Genomic DNA, 14,694 nt, shown 5'->3' with positions numbered 1-14,694 from the left:
AAAACAATGATGTCATATTTACAAAAAATGGGTCGCTCATTGATGCTACCTGTTGCCATTTTACCAGTGGCTTCCATTTTAATGGGGATTGGTTACTGGATTAGCCCTGCTGGTTTAGGTGTTCCAGGCCAAACCGGGACCAACCCAGTTGCAGTCTTCTTGATTCAAGCAGGTTTAGTCTTAATCGACAAAATTCCACTCTTATTCGCCGTTGGTTTGGCTGTTGGTTTAGCCAAAGACAAGAACGGGGCAGCCGGTCTCAGTGGTTTGGTAGCCTTCTTAATTATCACGACTATCCTATCTAAGGATGTTGTGGCTCAATTACAAGGGGTAAAACCAGAAGAAGTGGCTTTGGCTTTCTCTAAGAGCACTAACGCCTTCATCGGGATCTTATCAGGGATCATCGGTGGGGAAATGTACAACCGTTTCAAAGATGTTAAATTACCAACCGCTCTAGGTTTCTTCAGCGGTCGTCGTTCTGCGCCAATCATGGCAGGTCTTGTAGCATCACTTGCTGCCCTTGTCTTGCTCTTCGTATGGCCAGCAGTCTTCAGTGCTTTAGTTGCCTTTGGTAAGTCATTTGTTGGCTTGGGTGCTATCGGTGCTGGTATCTATGGTTTCTTCAACCGTCTCTTGATTCCAGTTGGTTTACACCATGCCCTCAACGCTGTATTCTGGTTCGACGTAGCTGGGATTAACGATATCGGGAACTTCTGGGGTAACACTGGGGTTCTAGGTCAAACTGGTATGTACCAAGCTGGTTTCTTCCCAGTCATGATGTTTGGTTTACCAGGGGCCGCTCTGGCAATGTACCGCAATGCCAAAGACAGCAAGAAAAAAGCTGTAGCAGCCCTCTTAGTAGCAGCTGTTTTGGCTTCCTTCTTAACCGGGATTACCGAGCCACTTGAATTCGCCTTCATGTTCTTAGCACCTGTTCTTTACTTGGTGCACGCAGTCTTAACAGGGGTATCCTTGACAATTGCAGCCTTGTTACATGCTACTGCAGGCTTCAACTTCAGTGCTGGTTTGATTGACTTTATCTTAACTAGCCGCTTGCCAATGGCTAACAATCCTTGGCTCTTGATTGTCTTAGGTGTGGTAATGTTCGTTGTTTACTTCTTGGTCTTCGACTTCTTAATCAAGAAATTCAACTTCACTACACCAGGTCGTGAAGATGACGAGTCTACTGAAAATGATCCTAACATGACCGTTAAAGCTAGCGACTTCAACATTCCTTTATTAATTGAAGGTTTAGGTGGCAAGGACAACATTGAAGCAACTGACCACTGTGCTACTCGCTTACGTTTAACCCTAGCTGACACTAGCAAGGTTGACGAAGCTAAGATCAAATCTACCGGTGCTGTTGCAACGCGTGTCCTCAACAAAAAGAACGTGCAAGTCATTATCGGGACCGAAGTACAATTTGTTCACGATGCCTTAGCAGCACAAGTAAAATAAGCCAGTCTATTGATAAAGTAGATAAAAAAAGCGTTGGTAGCCTGAGGGCTCCAGCGCTTTTTCTTATTATTTGCCTACTAACTGTTGGAATTTTTCTGAGATGGATACGCTATAGCTAAATATATCTTCAGAGGATTGAGAAGAGTCCTCCCTATTCGTGTGTTTCGATAGGGCGAATTTTAGATAGATCTCTCGGTCTCCATTAATATAGACTGTAAACATGATTCCGCCCATAGGATTTGGTCTGGCAGAGGAGTAGTCAATCTCGTAGGATTGGATTTTTCCTTTACTGGTTAGGGCTTGCTTGTCTTCTTTGAGCAAGAAACCTTCAATCTCCGCGTGTACAGCGGGACTATGCATGGTGCGATTGATTTCTACCTCAATCTCTTGTTGAGTCTGATGGTATTGATAAAGAGGAAAGCAGATAATGGCGAATAATATTAAAAGGCTGATGGTAACCATCTTTCGAGTTTGCTTAAACATTATACGCCCTCCTTCAGAGTTCTCCGTTTCTCAAATTGTTATATTGTTATGCGTTATCCTCTATCGACTAGTAAAACTACATATTTCATCTATAGGCACCGTGTAACTTGCGGTAGTATTGCCTGATAACTAAAAACTACTGGAAGACTCAATCATGATAAACCGTAAATAGAAAGTAAACATAAGGGTATCTTAGCTAGCATCCCAATAAACTTAAAATTTTGTTTTTATCGTGGGAGCCTTCAAGGTGTTTTTAACGTCACTTTAAATTCGTTCTATGGCTTCAATAATTAATTTCATTATACCAGAGGAAGACTAGAACAACAATAAGCTTTATCGTCTAAGAACAGGTCTCAGGTCCTAGAAGTCGACTAAGAGGGGGAGGGTAAGAATGTTAGAAAGACAGCACAGAGTCCAGTTGGCCTCTTCAGTTGCTGGTCACATTGTGTTAAAATAGATAGGTGATAAATTCAGAGAAGGAGGCGAGCGGCATGGCCAAGCTTGCATTAGATACGGCGACGGAGGCACTGTCAGTGACAGTCATAGATGATGCGGACCGGGTGCTAGGACATACCAGCTTAGCGGCTGGCAAACAGCATGGGGAGCGTTTGGTGCCGGTTGTGGCCCAATTGCTGGAGGATTGCAATGTGGACCGCCAAGCCGTGGATAGCCTCTATGTGGGGGTAGGACCCGGATCTTATACCGGCGTGCGGATTGGGGTGACTCTGGCTAAAACCTGGGCGGACAGTCTGGATCTGGCCCTCTATCAGATGTCTTCCCTAGCCCTGCTAGCAGCGCAAGCCAGCGTTCCTGTAGGGGACTACATTATTCCCCTCATGGATGCCCGCCGCTTGTCAGCCTACACGGCCCTCTATCAGCAGACAGACCAAGGGCTGGTGGCGGTGGCAGGGGATTGCCATGCCGATTGGCAGACTTGGCTGACTAGTAAAGCCCGCCAGCATTTGCAGGCCGGAGCCCAGGTCGTGATGATTGGCCAGAATCTGGCGCCATTTGCTGAGGCCTTTGGCCAGGCCTTGCCAGATGTCAGCCTCAAGACCCTGGAAGGTTGGACCGCCTATCCTCATACCGACAAGTTCCAGCAAGTCGCCCATGAGCGGGTGGCAGAGCCGGCCCTCTTGGAGCCTGTCTATGGCCATTTGACCCTAGCGGAACAGGAATGGCTAGCCAAAGAAGGAGGCACCAGTGTCGACCATGCAGCACTTATCCACTATTATTCGTGAGTTCTGGCAGGAGCGGGTGCTAGGCCACAAGCCTGAGCAAGCGAGTCAGACGCCACCTAAGCGTCATGCGGCGCTTGACATCAGCCAGTTCCCGCCCCAACCCTTGGGCGCAGGGGCCTATCTACGGCCATTAGTCGAAGAGGATTTGCCTGAGCTAGTGGCCTTGGAAGAACTCTGCTACGACGGTTTTCTGGCCTGGACCCTCAAGGATTTCCGGACCGACTTCCGTTATAATCTCTATGCCATCTACTGGGTGTTAGAAATTGATGGCCATATCCAGGGCCTGATTTCTGGCCGTTGCCAGCAAAAGACCGCCCACATCAGCCATCTCTTCATCCACCCTCGCTTTCGGCGCCAGGGCTATGCCCGTCGCTTGGTGCAACGCTGGTGTCGTTGCGTCAGCCAAATTGGTAGCCCGCGCGTGACCTTAGAGGTCCGGGCGACCAACCAGGCTGCTCAAACCCTTTACCAGGGGCTAGGCTTTGAAATTGAACGCCTAGTGCCCAACTACTACCACACCATGCAGGAGGACGCCCTCTTCATGGTCTACGACTGTCAGCAATAGGAGGTGTCGGCATGGACAGCAAACATTATCAGGTGGTGCCCTTCACCGGCGCCCAGCTACCCGAGGCCTTCCGTCAGGTTATTATTGAAGGCAATCAGGCCTTGCACTGGAATGAAGCTCAGAGTCGGGACGACTTCCAACTGGACCAGGCCGAGTATTACCTGTTGCTAGACCATGATCAGGTCTTGGGCTATGTCGGATTACACCATGTCTTGGATGAAGCCACTCTCAACCTAGTCTATATCCAACCCGACTTACGGGGCCAAGGACTAGGTCGTCAACTCCTAGACTTCGTCTTAAATCAACTAGCCCATCGGGGCATCCGCCATGTTTTCTTGGAAGTGCGCCAGGCTAATGCAGCGGCCCTGGGCCTCTACCAGCAGGCCGGCTTTGAAACCTTAATCGTTCGGCCACATTACTATCAAGATCCGGTGGATGATGCGGTCATTATGCAAAAATTACTAAGTCGACCAGAAAAGGAGGGGGAGCCTTCATGAGTCAAGCAGTTCGGATTCTGGCCTTTGAATCGTCTTGCGATGAGACCAGTGTGGCCATCGTCGAAGACGGCCAGACCATCTTAGCCAATGTAGTGGCTTCCCAGGTCCAAAGCCATATCCGCTTTGGCGGGGTGGTGCCAGAGGTCGCCAGCCGCCATCATGTGGAACAAATTAGTCAGGTCACCCGTCTGGCCTTAGAACAAGCAGGCGTCACTTGGCAGGACATTGATGCCATTGCAGTCACCCAGGGACCGGGCCTAGTCGGCGCTCTCCTAGTCGGGATTACAGCTGCTAAGACCTTGGCCTTGGTCCACGACAAGCCTTTGATTGCGGTCAATCATTTGGCCGGTCATATCTATGCCAGTCAAATCGGCCAGCCACTAGCCTTTCCTCTGCTGGCCCTGATTGCTTCGGGTGGCCATACCGAGTTGGTTTATATGCCTGAGCATTCCACTTATCAAGTTGTAGGGGAGACCCAGGATGATGCGGTCGGCGAAGCCTATGACAAGGTCGGGCGCTTGCTGGGCCTGTCTTATCCGGCCGGCAAGCATGTGGACGCCTTGGCCCATCAGGGTCAGGACACCTATCCGGTGCCACGGGCCATGCTGCAAGAAGATAACTTGGACTTCAGCTTCAGTGGTATGAAGAGTGCGGTCATGAACCTGGTTCATAATGCCAAGCAAAGGGGCCAGGAGCTAGTGACAGCTGATTTGGCCACTAGCTTCCAGAATGCGGTTGTCGATGTCTTGGTAGGTAAGACCCTCAAGGCTTTGGCGCAATATCCAGTTAAGCAATTTATTCTGGCCGGGGGTGTGGCCGCTAACTCTGGGCTCCGCCAACGTCTTAGTCAAGAATTGGCCAGTCGCTATCCTGAGCTTGAAGTTCTGATTCCGCCTCTATCCCTCTGTGGGGACAATGCGGCCATGATTGGGGCGGCCGCCTATCCGCTGTATTTACAAAAAAGATTTAGTCCACTGACCCTCAATGCTAAGCCTGGCTTATTCTTATAAGCTGGGCTATTTTTTCTTCTTGGGGGCCAAAGTTTGCGCACTAAGGGTCACTAAATCGATTTAAGCCAATGAAAAAAAGCACTGAGATTTAAGTCTCTGTGCCTTTTTGATTGCCCGATATATCATATATGATATATTGGGCAAATGCTAAACCTAGGCTAGAAAGTCTTCCAAGGCCAGGCTGGCGCTTTCCCAGGCTTCTAAGGCCTCAAGTTGGGCAGTTTCAGCCTCTTGCAGGTCTTGGTGGAGCTGGGCTAGCTGGCTCTGGTCATTGGCCAAGGCAGCCGTCTCCATCTGGGCGTGGAGTTGGGCGATGCGAGCCTCCCATTGAGCGTGGCTAGAGTCTGCCTGATCCACGGCTTCTTCCAAGCGGCGGCGTTGACGCTTGGCTTCTTTCATGGCTTGATAGTCTTGTTGGGCCGGATTAGCTGAATTGGTCGCCTTAGGTTCAGTGCTTGCCTGGCTAGCTTGGCTCTGGGCAATTAAGGCTTCTTCGGCCTTCTTCTCTTGATAGTAGTCATAGTCGCCTAGGTAAATCTTGACGCCTTGTGGGGTGACTTCAACTACTTGCGTCGCCAATCGATTGATGAAATAGCGGTCGTGGGAGACGAAGAGTAGAGTGCCATCGAAGGCAATCAAGGCATCTTCTAGAACTTCCTTGCTGTCGATATCCAAGTGGTTGGTCGGTTCGTCCAGAATCAGGGTGTTGTCGTGCTCGGTGGCTAGCAGGGCTAGACTGAGCCGGGCCTTCTCGCCCCCACTCAGCATGGAGACCTTCTTGAGGACGTCATCGCCCGAGAAGAGGAAGCTACCTAAAATGGTCCGAATGACCTTCTCGTCGGTGGTGTCATGGGCCTGCCAGAGAGTTTCTAAGACGGTCAAATTCTCGTCAGGCAAGACCAGGTTCTGGTCGTAGTAGCCGATTTGGACGCCCGCGCCAAAGCGATAGGTCCCTGCCAGGGCAGGCAGTTGGCCAATTAGGGTCTTGAGCAGGGTGGTCTTGCCGACCCCGTTAGGCCCCACTAGGGCGATGGCTTCTTGGCGCCGGACCTGGAGGTTGAGGTCCTGGGCGACAGGCATGGCTTCATAGCCCACCGCCAAATGGTCGACGGCGAGGACATCTTCACCAGAGTCCTTAGCTGCCAGGAACTGGATGCGGGGTGCCTGCTTGTCTTGCTTAGGCTTTTCTAGGCGGTCCATTTTCTCCAACTGCTTGCGGCGACTTTGGGCCCGTTTGGTTGTTGAAGCCCGAACTAGGTTACGTTGGACGAAGTCTTCCAGTTTTTGAATGGTGGCTTGTTGAGCGGCATAGGCCTTCTCTTCAGCCGCCAGACGCAGGGCCTTCTCTTCCACATAGTAGCTGTAATTACCCTTGTAGGTGTGGAGACGATGATGGCGCAGTTCCAGGACCTGGTTGACCACCTTATCTAGGAAATAACGGTCGTGGGAAACCAGGAGGAGGGCGCCCTTGTAGCCAGTCAGGTAAGTTTCTAGCCAGGCTAGGGTGGTCATGTCTAAGTGGTTGGTCGGCTCGTCCAGAATCAGCAGGTCATAGTCCATGAGTAGGATGCGGGCCAGGGCCAGGCGGGTCCGCTGTCCCCCAGACAATTGGCTGACCGGCGTGGCGTAGTCGGCTTCGTAGAAACGAAAACCGTGTAAGACCGTCCGGATATCGGACTCAATGGCATAGGCATTGCGTTGGGTTAGGGCCTCCTGGAGTTGATCGTAACGCTCCAAGGCAGCCTGGTAGGCTGGCGCTTGGGTGTCATGAGACAGCTCAGCTAGTCGCATGGCGGCTTCTTCAGCTGTCTGGCGCAGGGCCAAAGTCTCCTGGAAGACTGCTAGCATAGTATCCCAGATGGACAGGCTGTCGTTCCATTCGGTCCGAACATGTTGGGCCAGGTAGCCGATTTTTAGGCCCTTGGCCTTGGTGATGGAACCGTCCGAGATTGGCTCCTCGCCCATGATTTGCTTAATCAGGGTGGACTTGCCGGCCCCATTACGGCCCACTAGGGCAATACGGTCTTGTGTTTGGATATTGAAGGAGACCCCTTCATAGAGGGTGTCATCGGCAAAGCGCCGAGCCAGGTCATTGGCTTGTAGTAGAATCATAGTAGGCGATCCCTTTCTATCAGTGTCTCTATCATTATACCTTGAAGATTCAGGACCTTCAAGGAAAGAAAAGGGAGGCTTGCTAGGAGACTGGAGGGCGGGCTGTTGTTATCTTGCTTTTCAACATTTCAGGCCCAGTTCGGGTTAAGTCGAACTGGGTAGACAATCTTGAAAATCAAGAAGTTTATAGAGGGCGACCTTATTGCCTTTATATTAAGAGGAGAGTGTCGAAAAGGAGGAGAAACTTAAAGTGGCTCAAGATTTTTTTGTGGAGACAAAGTTCATGTGCGGGCCAAAAGTGACAGCCGGGTCGAGAAAAACCTAAGAGCTGGTCATAGAAGGCCTATAAAGAGTCTTGCTAGAGCTAAATGATAACTATATCGTCATCTTGCTTTTCAACATTTTAGGTCCAGTTCGGGTTAACCCGAACTGGCTAGATAATCTTGAAAAGCAAGAAGTTTATAGAGAAAGGTCTTATTACCTTTATATCAAGAGGAGAGTGTAGAAAACAAGGAGGAACTTAAAGTGGCTCGAGTATTTTTTAGCGGAGACAAGGCTCATGTTTGGGACAAAAGAGGGGTCGGACGGCGAGAAATCTGTTGGAAGACTGGCTTAGCCAGGCTAGAGGCGGTCCAGCTCCCAATACCTGCTTTAGGTTTAAATGCCGAAAGGCGATCACGAGTTCTCGCCACAAACACCGAGAATTTAATTATCTTGCTTTTCAACATTTTACGCCGAGTTCGGGTTAACCCGAACTCGCATCAAAATACTGAAAAGCAAGAAAGTGATGGTGGTGTCTATTATTGCTGTGCTATCAATGTTCATCGGAATAATATGGCTAGAAATGTAAAATGGCCAGAATAATTTTTGTTGAAAATAGCCAATGGAGGCATAAGCCTGACACAACTAGATAGCTACTTTAGGTCCAAAGACACTCAGAACCGATAGACGCTAACTCCAAAACAATCTTGCTAATCAATATTTGGCATCGAGTTGTGGTTAACCACAACTCGCATCAAAAAACTGAAAACCAAGAAGTTTATAGCGTGTCCTACTATGACTGTTGTGCCAATAGACGCTATAAAATATTAAGCAAAATCTAAATTGCCCCAAAATATTTTTGCCTAAAATCTTATCGAGCTAGCCACAAAAAAAGAGCCCCCAAGGGGGCTCGTGTCTATTTAGCTAGCAACTTGTGACCGATCATAGTCAAAGAGACGGGTCAGGACATAGGCCAATCCGCAGGACACACCATGCGTGAAGGTGATGTGCTGGGTTAAGAAGAGAGGGGCCACATAAATCAAAATAGCCAAGGCGCCATAGAAGTGCGGTTTGTATTGTGGGAAGCGGCGGACATAGCGCAGATAAATCATGGCGAGCACATAGCCCCAGATGGCACCACCCGTAATCGGATGTATGAAGAGTTGATAAGCTGGCATGCGGAGAAAATCCATGGGGGAAACAATCCTTTCTACTAGTGACTAAATTATTTGATTTTGTATCGTCTGATGGTAAGAGTCAAGACGCCGTCTTGGAAGCCACCCTGGGCTTCGTCAATGGCCTTGCCCAGGAAGCTGTAGTCATGGCCGGAGCAGTGACTACCCAGGAGGGCATTGAAGTATTCGTCCACTTCGATTTCCCGCGGACTTTGTAAATCCTTGAGTAGCTCTTGGAAGCTAGCGGGTTCGGCCTGGCAGGGCGCCTGGACCGTTATTTCAATGACTTGGTTGCTAGCCTTAAAGTCCAGGTTAAAATCATTGAGGCCATTGTCTAAGAAATAGGAGACAATCTCCTTCATAATACGCGTTGCTTTGTGTTTTTCGATATTCATAGGGGACTCCTTCTAATCATCATAGGCGTGATGGTTGCTGCGCAGGGTATCATAGATGGGTACCAGGAAGGCGGCGACAAAGCCACCCGCAAAGCCGTTGTTATAGAGGCTCATGCCTGCGTGTAAACTAAAGACCATACTCACTACATTATAATGCAAAAAGCCTGCGACTGCACCATAAATGATGCCATAATGTCCAGCAATTGGCGCCAGGGTGGTCCCGAATAAGATAGGCACCCAAACGTTGGATTGGGCGGGATCTTGACCTAGCAATAAGGCAGCTAGCAGAATGCCGGCTGAGATAGGCAGGCAGTTACGCGGATGCTTACCGAAGGAGGAGAAGCCCATGACCCCTAGGATGCCGCCCAGGATAGGGCCATTGAATTGGACACCCAAGGCCAGGGCAAGGAGCAAGTAGAGGCTGCCGTTAAGGGCCATATTGAAGGCGGCTGTCCCGAAGCCAAAGTGAGCCAGGAAGTCATCCGGTGTCCGCCCGGCCCGGCGCAAGAGTTTGCCGTAGTTGGCTTTGACTTCTGTCCGTTTGAAGACTGCTAGGCCAAAGAGCCCTAGCAAGATACCCAGCAAATAGAGGACTAAGAGGCCATGATGTTCTTGATTGAGGATGCTGAGGCTAGGCGCCTCTAGCTTGAAGTAGCGGAAGCTAATGGTCCCGAACATGGCGATCAGTCCCATGGCGAAACCAAAGTTATAGAGGTTAAAGCCTTGGTGGAACTTGAGGTATTGCTCGGCCAAAGGCGCCGAGATAAAGCCAACGCCAGTCCCGATTAGGGCTGCCAAAATTAGCGACCACCAGGACAGGCCAGGTGCGATGGCCCAGAAGGAGATAAAAGGCGCCGCCGAAGTGGCGAAGAGGCTGACCGTGGTCAAGGAGCCGAAGGATTGGCCGGTCCAGCGACTATAGAGGTAGACCCCATAAATAATAGGCAGGATATTCAAGACATGGGTTCCGAAGAGGGCGTGGCCAGCAAAGATACCGGCGGCTGCCGCTTGCAGACCATTAAGGCGTGACCGGGTATTCGTGTAGATGAGAATGTAGGCAATGACAAAATGGCAAGCCACATTGAAGAAAGTCGCCGCCATCCCCATGGCCGTGAAATCGGTCATTAGGTAGCTTTGTTTACTTAAAATTTGGCCGTAATCAGACCAGAGGCTTCCAGCATCTGGCATCAAAAAGCTAAAAATAAAGGTATAGAGGGCCAGCACTAAGAGACTAGACTTCTTGTTGGGCCGCAGGAAAGATGGGATAGTAGAATCAGCCATGGGAACCTCCTTATCAGCTGCTAATGTTAGTATAGCACAAAGGAAAGGCTTTCGCGGGGTTTTTTGCTGTTTTTCTGAGGGGCTTATATTAACAAATTATAGTTGTTTTAGCAAAAAATAGAGAAGTCTGTGACAAGACTTGATTTAGGGTAAGCGCTTAGCAATAATAGAGGATAGAGGAGACTCGATTCGTGATGAGGAGGAAGAAAAATGGCAATGCCAGTATCAACTGAATTAAAAAAATATATGGAAAAGATTTGTGATCAAGCCCGGGCGGTCAATCCCCGTTGGGCTGAGGTCTTTCATGAGTGCTTCCTAAATACCCTAGAGACCACCATCGAACGCCTAGAAGACGGTAGCACCTTCGTGGTGACCGGGGATATCCCGGCTATGTGGCTGCGTGACTCGACCGCACAAGTACGGCCTTACCTAGTCTTAGCTAAGGATCATGAGGACATCTATGACATGATTGCCGGATTAGTCCAGCGCCAATTTAGCTATATTTTAATTGACCCTTATACCAATGCCTTCAACCAAGAACCAAATGGCCAAGGCCACGGAGCGACCGACCACACACAAATGAATGACTGGATTTGGGAGCGCAAATACGAAATTGATAGCTTGGCCTATGCCATTCAGTTAGCTTACCTACTTTATGTCAATAGTGGCCGGACCGACCACTTAACAGAGACTGTCCGCAAGGGTTTGGTGACCATTCTAGACCTTTGGCGCACAGAGCAAGACCATGAAGGGTCTAGTCCTTATCGCTTTGTGCGTGACACCGACCGCCAGGAAGACACCCTGCCTTTTGATGGCATGGGCTCGCCCGTTGGCTACACCGGTATGACTTGGTCTGGCTTCCGTCCAAGTGATGACCGCTGTACCTACCACTACCTGGTACCTTCCAACCAATTTGCCAGTGTGGTCTTGGGCTATGTGGCAGAATTGGCGCCATTCTTGGGCTTGAGCCAAGAAGAAATCGAACTAGCGGCTACCCTTCAAGCTGAAATCCAGGCCGGCATTGAGCGTTATGGGATTATTCAAAACGCCCAAGGTCAAGCAGTCTATGCTTACGAAGTGGATGGTTTAGGCAATGCCAGCATCATGGATGATGGCAATGTGCCAAACCTACTTTCCCTGCCTTACCTAGGCTTCTGTTCAGAAGATGATCCTATCTATGTGGCCACACGCCAGACCGTTTTGTCGCCAGAGAACCCTTACTACTACAGTGGCAAATTAGCCAGTGGCTTGGGCTCCTCTCATACCTGGGATCAATATATCTGGCCTATTTCGCTCTCTATGGAAGGCTTAACGACTAGCCATAAGGCAGAGAAGGCTCGGATTTTAGACTTGCTGGTCAATACGGACGCCGGCACCAACCAAATGCACGAATCCTTCCACGTGGACGATGATACGCGTTACACCCGGGAGTGGTTCTCCTGGTCTAATATGATGTTCTGCGAACTCCTCTTAGACTACTTCGATATTCGCGTTAAACGCTAGAAAGACATGAGGCAATAAAATGAGCAAGAAAACCGTTCATATCATTTCCCACTCCCACTGGGATCGGGAATGGTACCTTCCCTTTGAAGAACACCACCTACGTTTAGTCGACTTGATTGATCAAGTCCTAGACCTATTCGACACAGACCCAGACTACCGTTACTTCCACCTGGATGGCCAGACCATCACCTTGGACGACTATCTACAAATTCGTCCTCATCAAGAAGCGCGCCTTAAGGCAGCTGTTCAGTCCGGTAAATTACGGATTGGGCCCTTCTATATCTTGCAGGATGCCTTCCTGATTAGTGGCGAGGCAACCGTACGTAACGGTCTGATTGGCTATCAAGATCTCAAACGCTGGGGGGTTAAGGGCGAACAATTAGGTTACTATCCGGATACCTTCGGCCTAACCGGTCAAACCCCACAAATTACCCGAGGTATGGGCATGTCTGTGGCGGCCTTTGGTCGCGGGGTCAAACCAACGGGCTTTGACAACCAGACCTTTGAAGAAGGTAGCTTCAAGTCGGCCTTCTCAGAGCTTACCTGGAAGAGTCCAGATGGCTCGGATGTCCTGGGGATTCTCTTCGCTAACTGGTACAGTAACGGCAATGAAATCCCTGCTGATCCTGAGCAAGCCAAAGTCTTCTGGGACAAGAAATTAGCCGATGCAGAGCGCTATGCGGTCTCTGACCAGTTGCTCATGCTCAATGGCTGTGACCACCAACCCGCCCAGACTGACTTATCTCAAGCTATTGCCTTGGCCAATCAGCTCTATCCAGACTATGAATTTATCCATTCCAATTTTACCCTCTATCAAGAAGCCCTAGAAGCGAGTCTAGCAAGCAATCAACCACCATTAAGTGTGGTGGAAGGGGAATTACGTTCGCAAGCAACGGATGGTTGGTATACTTTGGCCAACACCGCTTCTTCCCGTCTCTACCTCAAGCAGTATTCAGCTCGTCTGTCTGACTATTTGGAGCAAGTTCTAGAGCCTTTGGCCACCTTAGCAACTCGCTACGGCTACGTCTACCCAAGCGATAAAATTGATTTTATCTGGAAGACACTCTTGCAGAACTACCCTCATGACAGCATTTGTGGCTGTAGTATCGACGAAGTTCACCGGGGCATGGTGTCACGTTTTGAAGCCGTCCAAGCGGCTAGCCAGACCTTGGTGCGGGGCATCCTAGACTTCTTGGCTCAGCAAGTCAAGGCGCCAAATCGTTTGGCAGATCAACCTTATGTCTTGCAGGTCTGGAACCCAAGCAATTGCCTCAAGGAAGGACGTCTGGTCAGCAAAGTCGTCTTAGACCGGGCCTTCTTCAGTCAATATCCGGTTAAGGAAGCCTATCAACACATGGCGGAATTAGCCATTGAAGACTACCAATTAGTGGATGGCCAAGGTCAAGTCGTGCCAGCCACCATTGTGGACCTAGGGGCTAACTTCGACTATGACCTACCAGATGACCGCTTCCGCCGGGCCTACTTCGCACGTGAATTAGAAGTGGAATGGCTAGCCACTGTGCCTGCCATGTCCTTGGCTGAGTACTATTTAGTTCCTAAGACAGAGGACTTGGAACTAGAAGGTGGGGTCCAAGACAAGGAGTTCATCGAGAATGACTACCTCAAAGTGGCCCTAGCAGCTAACGGCTCCGTTACCATCACCGATAAGGTGACCGGCAAGGTCTATGAAGATCAAGGGCTCTTAGAAGAGACCGGAGATGTGGGCAATGAATATATTTTCCGCGAATCCTTAGGTCAACGCCTGACCCAAGCCGACGCTCTCATTAGCACCCGGGTCATCCGCGATGGCTTGGCCGATCATCTGGTCTTAAGCTATCAACTTCAAGTGCCAATTTCGGCTGACTATGCCTTACTAGAGGCGCAAAAACAAGTCATTGATGTGGTCGAACGCCAAATTGGCCGGGCGTCTGAGACCGTGCCGGTTGAAATCTTCGTGACCTATAGCCTGACCCCTCAATCACGAGGCCTGGACATCCGACTAGAAGGTCACAATGAGGTCTTGGATCACCGAGTACGACTGGGCTTCAAGCTACCTGAGCGCACGGACCGCCACTTTGTCGACTCTGCCTATGAATGGCTCTGGCGCTCTAACCATGTGGCGCCTGAATGGCGTAACCCAAGCAACCCACAAGCCTTGCACCGCAATGTGGCCATTGGGGAGAGTCAAGGTTTGACCTTGAGTGTACAGGGGCTACCTGAATATGAAGTGACCGTCGACGACCAAGCGACTTATCTCTATTTGACCTGCTTGCGTTGCACCGGCGAATTAGGTGACTGGGGTTACTTCCCGACACCAGAAGCTCAATGTCTGGGCGATTACGAAGCCAGTGCCTACCTCCAATTCTGGCAAGGCCAAGATCAGTTAAGCCAGAGCTTTGCGACCGGGTCTTCCATCTTCATCCCACTCTTGGTTAAGCAAGCTAGCCTATGCCAAGATTTGGCTGACTGGCAAGCTAGCCCAGTCAAGGTCAATGACCTGCCAAGAGGCATCGAAGTGACGGCCTTCAAGCAGGCCCACGATAGCCAAGATTGGATTCTCCGCCTGGTCAGCCATGCCTCAGAGAGGCTAGACCTAGCGCCTTATTTGCCTAGCAAGTTGCAAGCGGTCAACCTCTTAGAAGAGGACCTAGAGGAGACCTCTTCGCTGATTGCGCCTTATGAAATCAAGACCTATCGCCTTAAGAAAGGGTAA

Annotated in this window: 12 protein-coding genes; 7 read left to right on the top strand and 5 right to left on the bottom strand. The window is 50.1% G+C overall.

All coding sequences use genetic code 11. From position 1 onward, the window contains the following. Window positions 1–9: 9 nt before the first annotated feature. Window positions 10–1,458, top strand: coding sequence for an N-acetylglucosamine-specific PTS transporter subunit IIBC (gene nagE, locus Q0339_RS04175; protein WP_298077549.1), 1,449 nt, complete (start codon window positions 10–12; stop codon window positions 1,456–1,458). A 66-nt stretch (window positions 1,459–1,524) separates the two neighbouring features. Here the strand turns inward: nagE and Q0339_RS04170 are convergent, their stop codons facing one another. Further along, window positions 1,525–1,941, bottom strand: coding sequence for a DUF1310 family protein (locus Q0339_RS04170; RefSeq protein WP_298077548.1), 417 nt, complete (start codon window positions 1,939–1,941; stop codon window positions 1,525–1,527). Between the two features lie 491 nt (window positions 1,942–2,432). Between Q0339_RS04170 and tsaB the strand changes: the two genes are divergently transcribed. From tsaB to tsaD, 4 genes are read left to right on the top strand one after another with little or no spacing between them, the layout of a single operon-like run. Further along, a complete protein-coding gene (gene tsaB / locus Q0339_RS04165) occupies window positions 2,433–3,182 on the top strand; it encodes a tRNA (adenosine(37)-N6)-threonylcarbamoyltransferase complex dimerization subunit type 1 TsaB (protein WP_298077547.1) in 750 nt (249 codons plus the stop codon). Next, the gene (gene rimI / locus Q0339_RS04160; protein ID WP_298077651.1) at window positions 3,154–3,747 is read left to right on the top strand and encodes a ribosomal protein S18-alanine N-acetyltransferase; all 594 of its coding nucleotides are present in this window, start codon (window positions 3,154–3,156) and stop codon (window positions 3,745–3,747) included. Before tsaB ends, rimI (Q0339_RS04160) begins: the two co-directional genes overlap by 29 nt. Before the next feature lie 11 nt (window positions 3,748–3,758). Continuing rightward, window positions 3,759–4,244 (top strand): ribosomal protein S18-alanine N-acetyltransferase, encoded by a 486-nt coding sequence (gene rimI / locus Q0339_RS04155; RefSeq protein WP_298077546.1) that lies wholly within the window; start codon window positions 3,759–3,761, stop codon window positions 4,242–4,244. After that, window positions 4,241–5,254 carry a tRNA (adenosine(37)-N6)-threonylcarbamoyltransferase complex transferase subunit TsaD gene (gene tsaD, locus Q0339_RS04150; RefSeq protein WP_298077544.1) on the top strand — a complete coding sequence of 338 codons (1,014 nt, stop codon included), beginning with the start codon at window positions 4,241–4,243 and terminating at the stop codon, window positions 5,252–5,254. Before rimI (Q0339_RS04155) ends, tsaD begins: the two co-directional genes overlap by 4 nt. Before the next feature lie 153 nt (window positions 5,255–5,407). Here tsaD and Q0339_RS04145 read toward each other — a convergent pair whose 3' ends face one another. The 4 genes from Q0339_RS04145 to Q0339_RS04130 all read right to left on the bottom strand — a co-directional run bounded on the left by Q0339_RS04145 (window position 5,408) and on the right by Q0339_RS04130 (window position 10,478). Next, entirely contained in the window at window positions 5,408–7,366 is a 1,959-nt protein-coding gene (locus Q0339_RS04145; protein WP_298077543.1) for an ABC-F family ATP-binding cassette domain-containing protein, read from the bottom strand. 1,181 nt (window positions 7,367–8,547) lie between these two features. Beyond that, on the bottom strand, window positions 8,548–8,820 hold the full coding sequence (locus Q0339_RS04140; protein WP_298077542.1) for a hypothetical protein: 273 nt from the start codon (window positions 8,818–8,820) through the stop codon (window positions 8,548–8,550). A gap of 32 nt (window positions 8,821–8,852) precedes the next feature. Next, entirely contained in the window at window positions 8,853–9,197 is a 345-nt protein-coding gene (locus Q0339_RS04135) for a hypothetical protein (RefSeq protein WP_070755786.1), read from the bottom strand. A gap of 12 nt (window positions 9,198–9,209) precedes the next feature. Further along, complete coding sequence (locus Q0339_RS04130; RefSeq protein WP_298077538.1) at window positions 9,210–10,478, bottom strand: DUF1576 domain-containing protein; 1,269 nt, start codon at window positions 10,476–10,478, stop codon at window positions 9,210–9,212. A gap of 246 nt (window positions 10,479–10,724) precedes the next feature. Between Q0339_RS04130 and Q0339_RS04125 the strand changes: the two genes are divergently transcribed. Both Q0339_RS04125 and Q0339_RS04120 read left to right on the top strand, forming a co-directional pair. Further along, window positions 10,725–11,981 (top strand): glycoside hydrolase family 125 protein, encoded by a 1,257-nt coding sequence (locus Q0339_RS04125; protein WP_298077650.1) that lies wholly within the window; start codon window positions 10,725–10,727, stop codon window positions 11,979–11,981. 19 nt (window positions 11,982–12,000) lie between these two features. After that, window positions 12,001–14,694 (top strand): alpha-mannosidase, encoded by a 2,694-nt coding sequence (locus Q0339_RS04120; protein ID WP_298077536.1) that lies wholly within the window; start codon window positions 12,001–12,003, stop codon window positions 14,692–14,694.

Source organism: uncultured Abiotrophia sp. (assembly GCF_938010525.1).
Taxonomy (GTDB): Bacteria; Bacillota; Bacilli; order Lactobacillales; family Aerococcaceae; genus Abiotrophia.
Note: the sequence above shows the minus strand (reverse complement) of the source record. Positions and strands in the feature narration are given on the sequence as shown.

Excerpts from the sequence above, each read along its gene's own strand:
- tsaB (WP_298077547.1), top strand. The coding sequence starts at position 2,433 with ATGGCCAAGCTTGCATTAGATACGGCGACGGAGGCACTGTCAGTGACA.
- Q0339_RS04125 (WP_298077650.1), top strand. The coding sequence starts at position 10,725 with ATGGAAAAGATTTGTGATCAAGCCCGGGCGGTCAATCCCCGTTGGGCT.
- nagE (WP_298077549.1), top strand. The coding sequence starts at position 10 with ATGTCATATTTACAAAAAATGGGTCGCTCATTGATGCTACCTGTTGCC.
- rimI (WP_298077546.1), top strand. The coding sequence starts at position 3,759 with ATGGACAGCAAACATTATCAGGTGGTGCCCTTCACCGGCGCCCAGCTA.
- tsaD (WP_298077544.1), top strand. The coding sequence starts at position 4,241 with ATGAGTCAAGCAGTTCGGATTCTGGCCTTTGAATCGTCTTGCGATGAG.
- Q0339_RS04130 (WP_298077538.1), bottom strand. The coding sequence starts at position 10,478 with ATGGCTGATTCTACTATCCCATCTTTCCTGCGGCCCAACAAGAAGTCT.
- Q0339_RS04145 (WP_298077543.1), bottom strand. The coding sequence starts at position 7,366 with ATGATTCTACTACAAGCCAATGACCTGGCTCGGCGCTTTGCCGATGAC.
- Q0339_RS04170 (WP_298077548.1), bottom strand. The coding sequence starts at position 1,941 with ATGTTTAAGCAAACTCGAAAGATGGTTACCATCAGCCTTTTAATATTA.
- rimI (WP_298077651.1), top strand. The coding sequence starts at position 3,154 with ATGCAGCACTTATCCACTATTATTCGTGAGTTCTGGCAGGAGCGGGTG.
- Q0339_RS04135 (WP_070755786.1), bottom strand. The coding sequence starts at position 9,197 with ATGAATATCGAAAAACACAAAGCAACGCGTATTATGAAGGAGATTGTC.
- Q0339_RS04140 (WP_298077542.1), bottom strand. The coding sequence starts at position 8,820 with ATGGATTTTCTCCGCATGCCAGCTTATCAACTCTTCATACATCCGATT.
- Q0339_RS04120 (WP_298077536.1), top strand. The coding sequence starts at position 12,001 with ATGAGCAAGAAAACCGTTCATATCATTTCCCACTCCCACTGGGATCGG.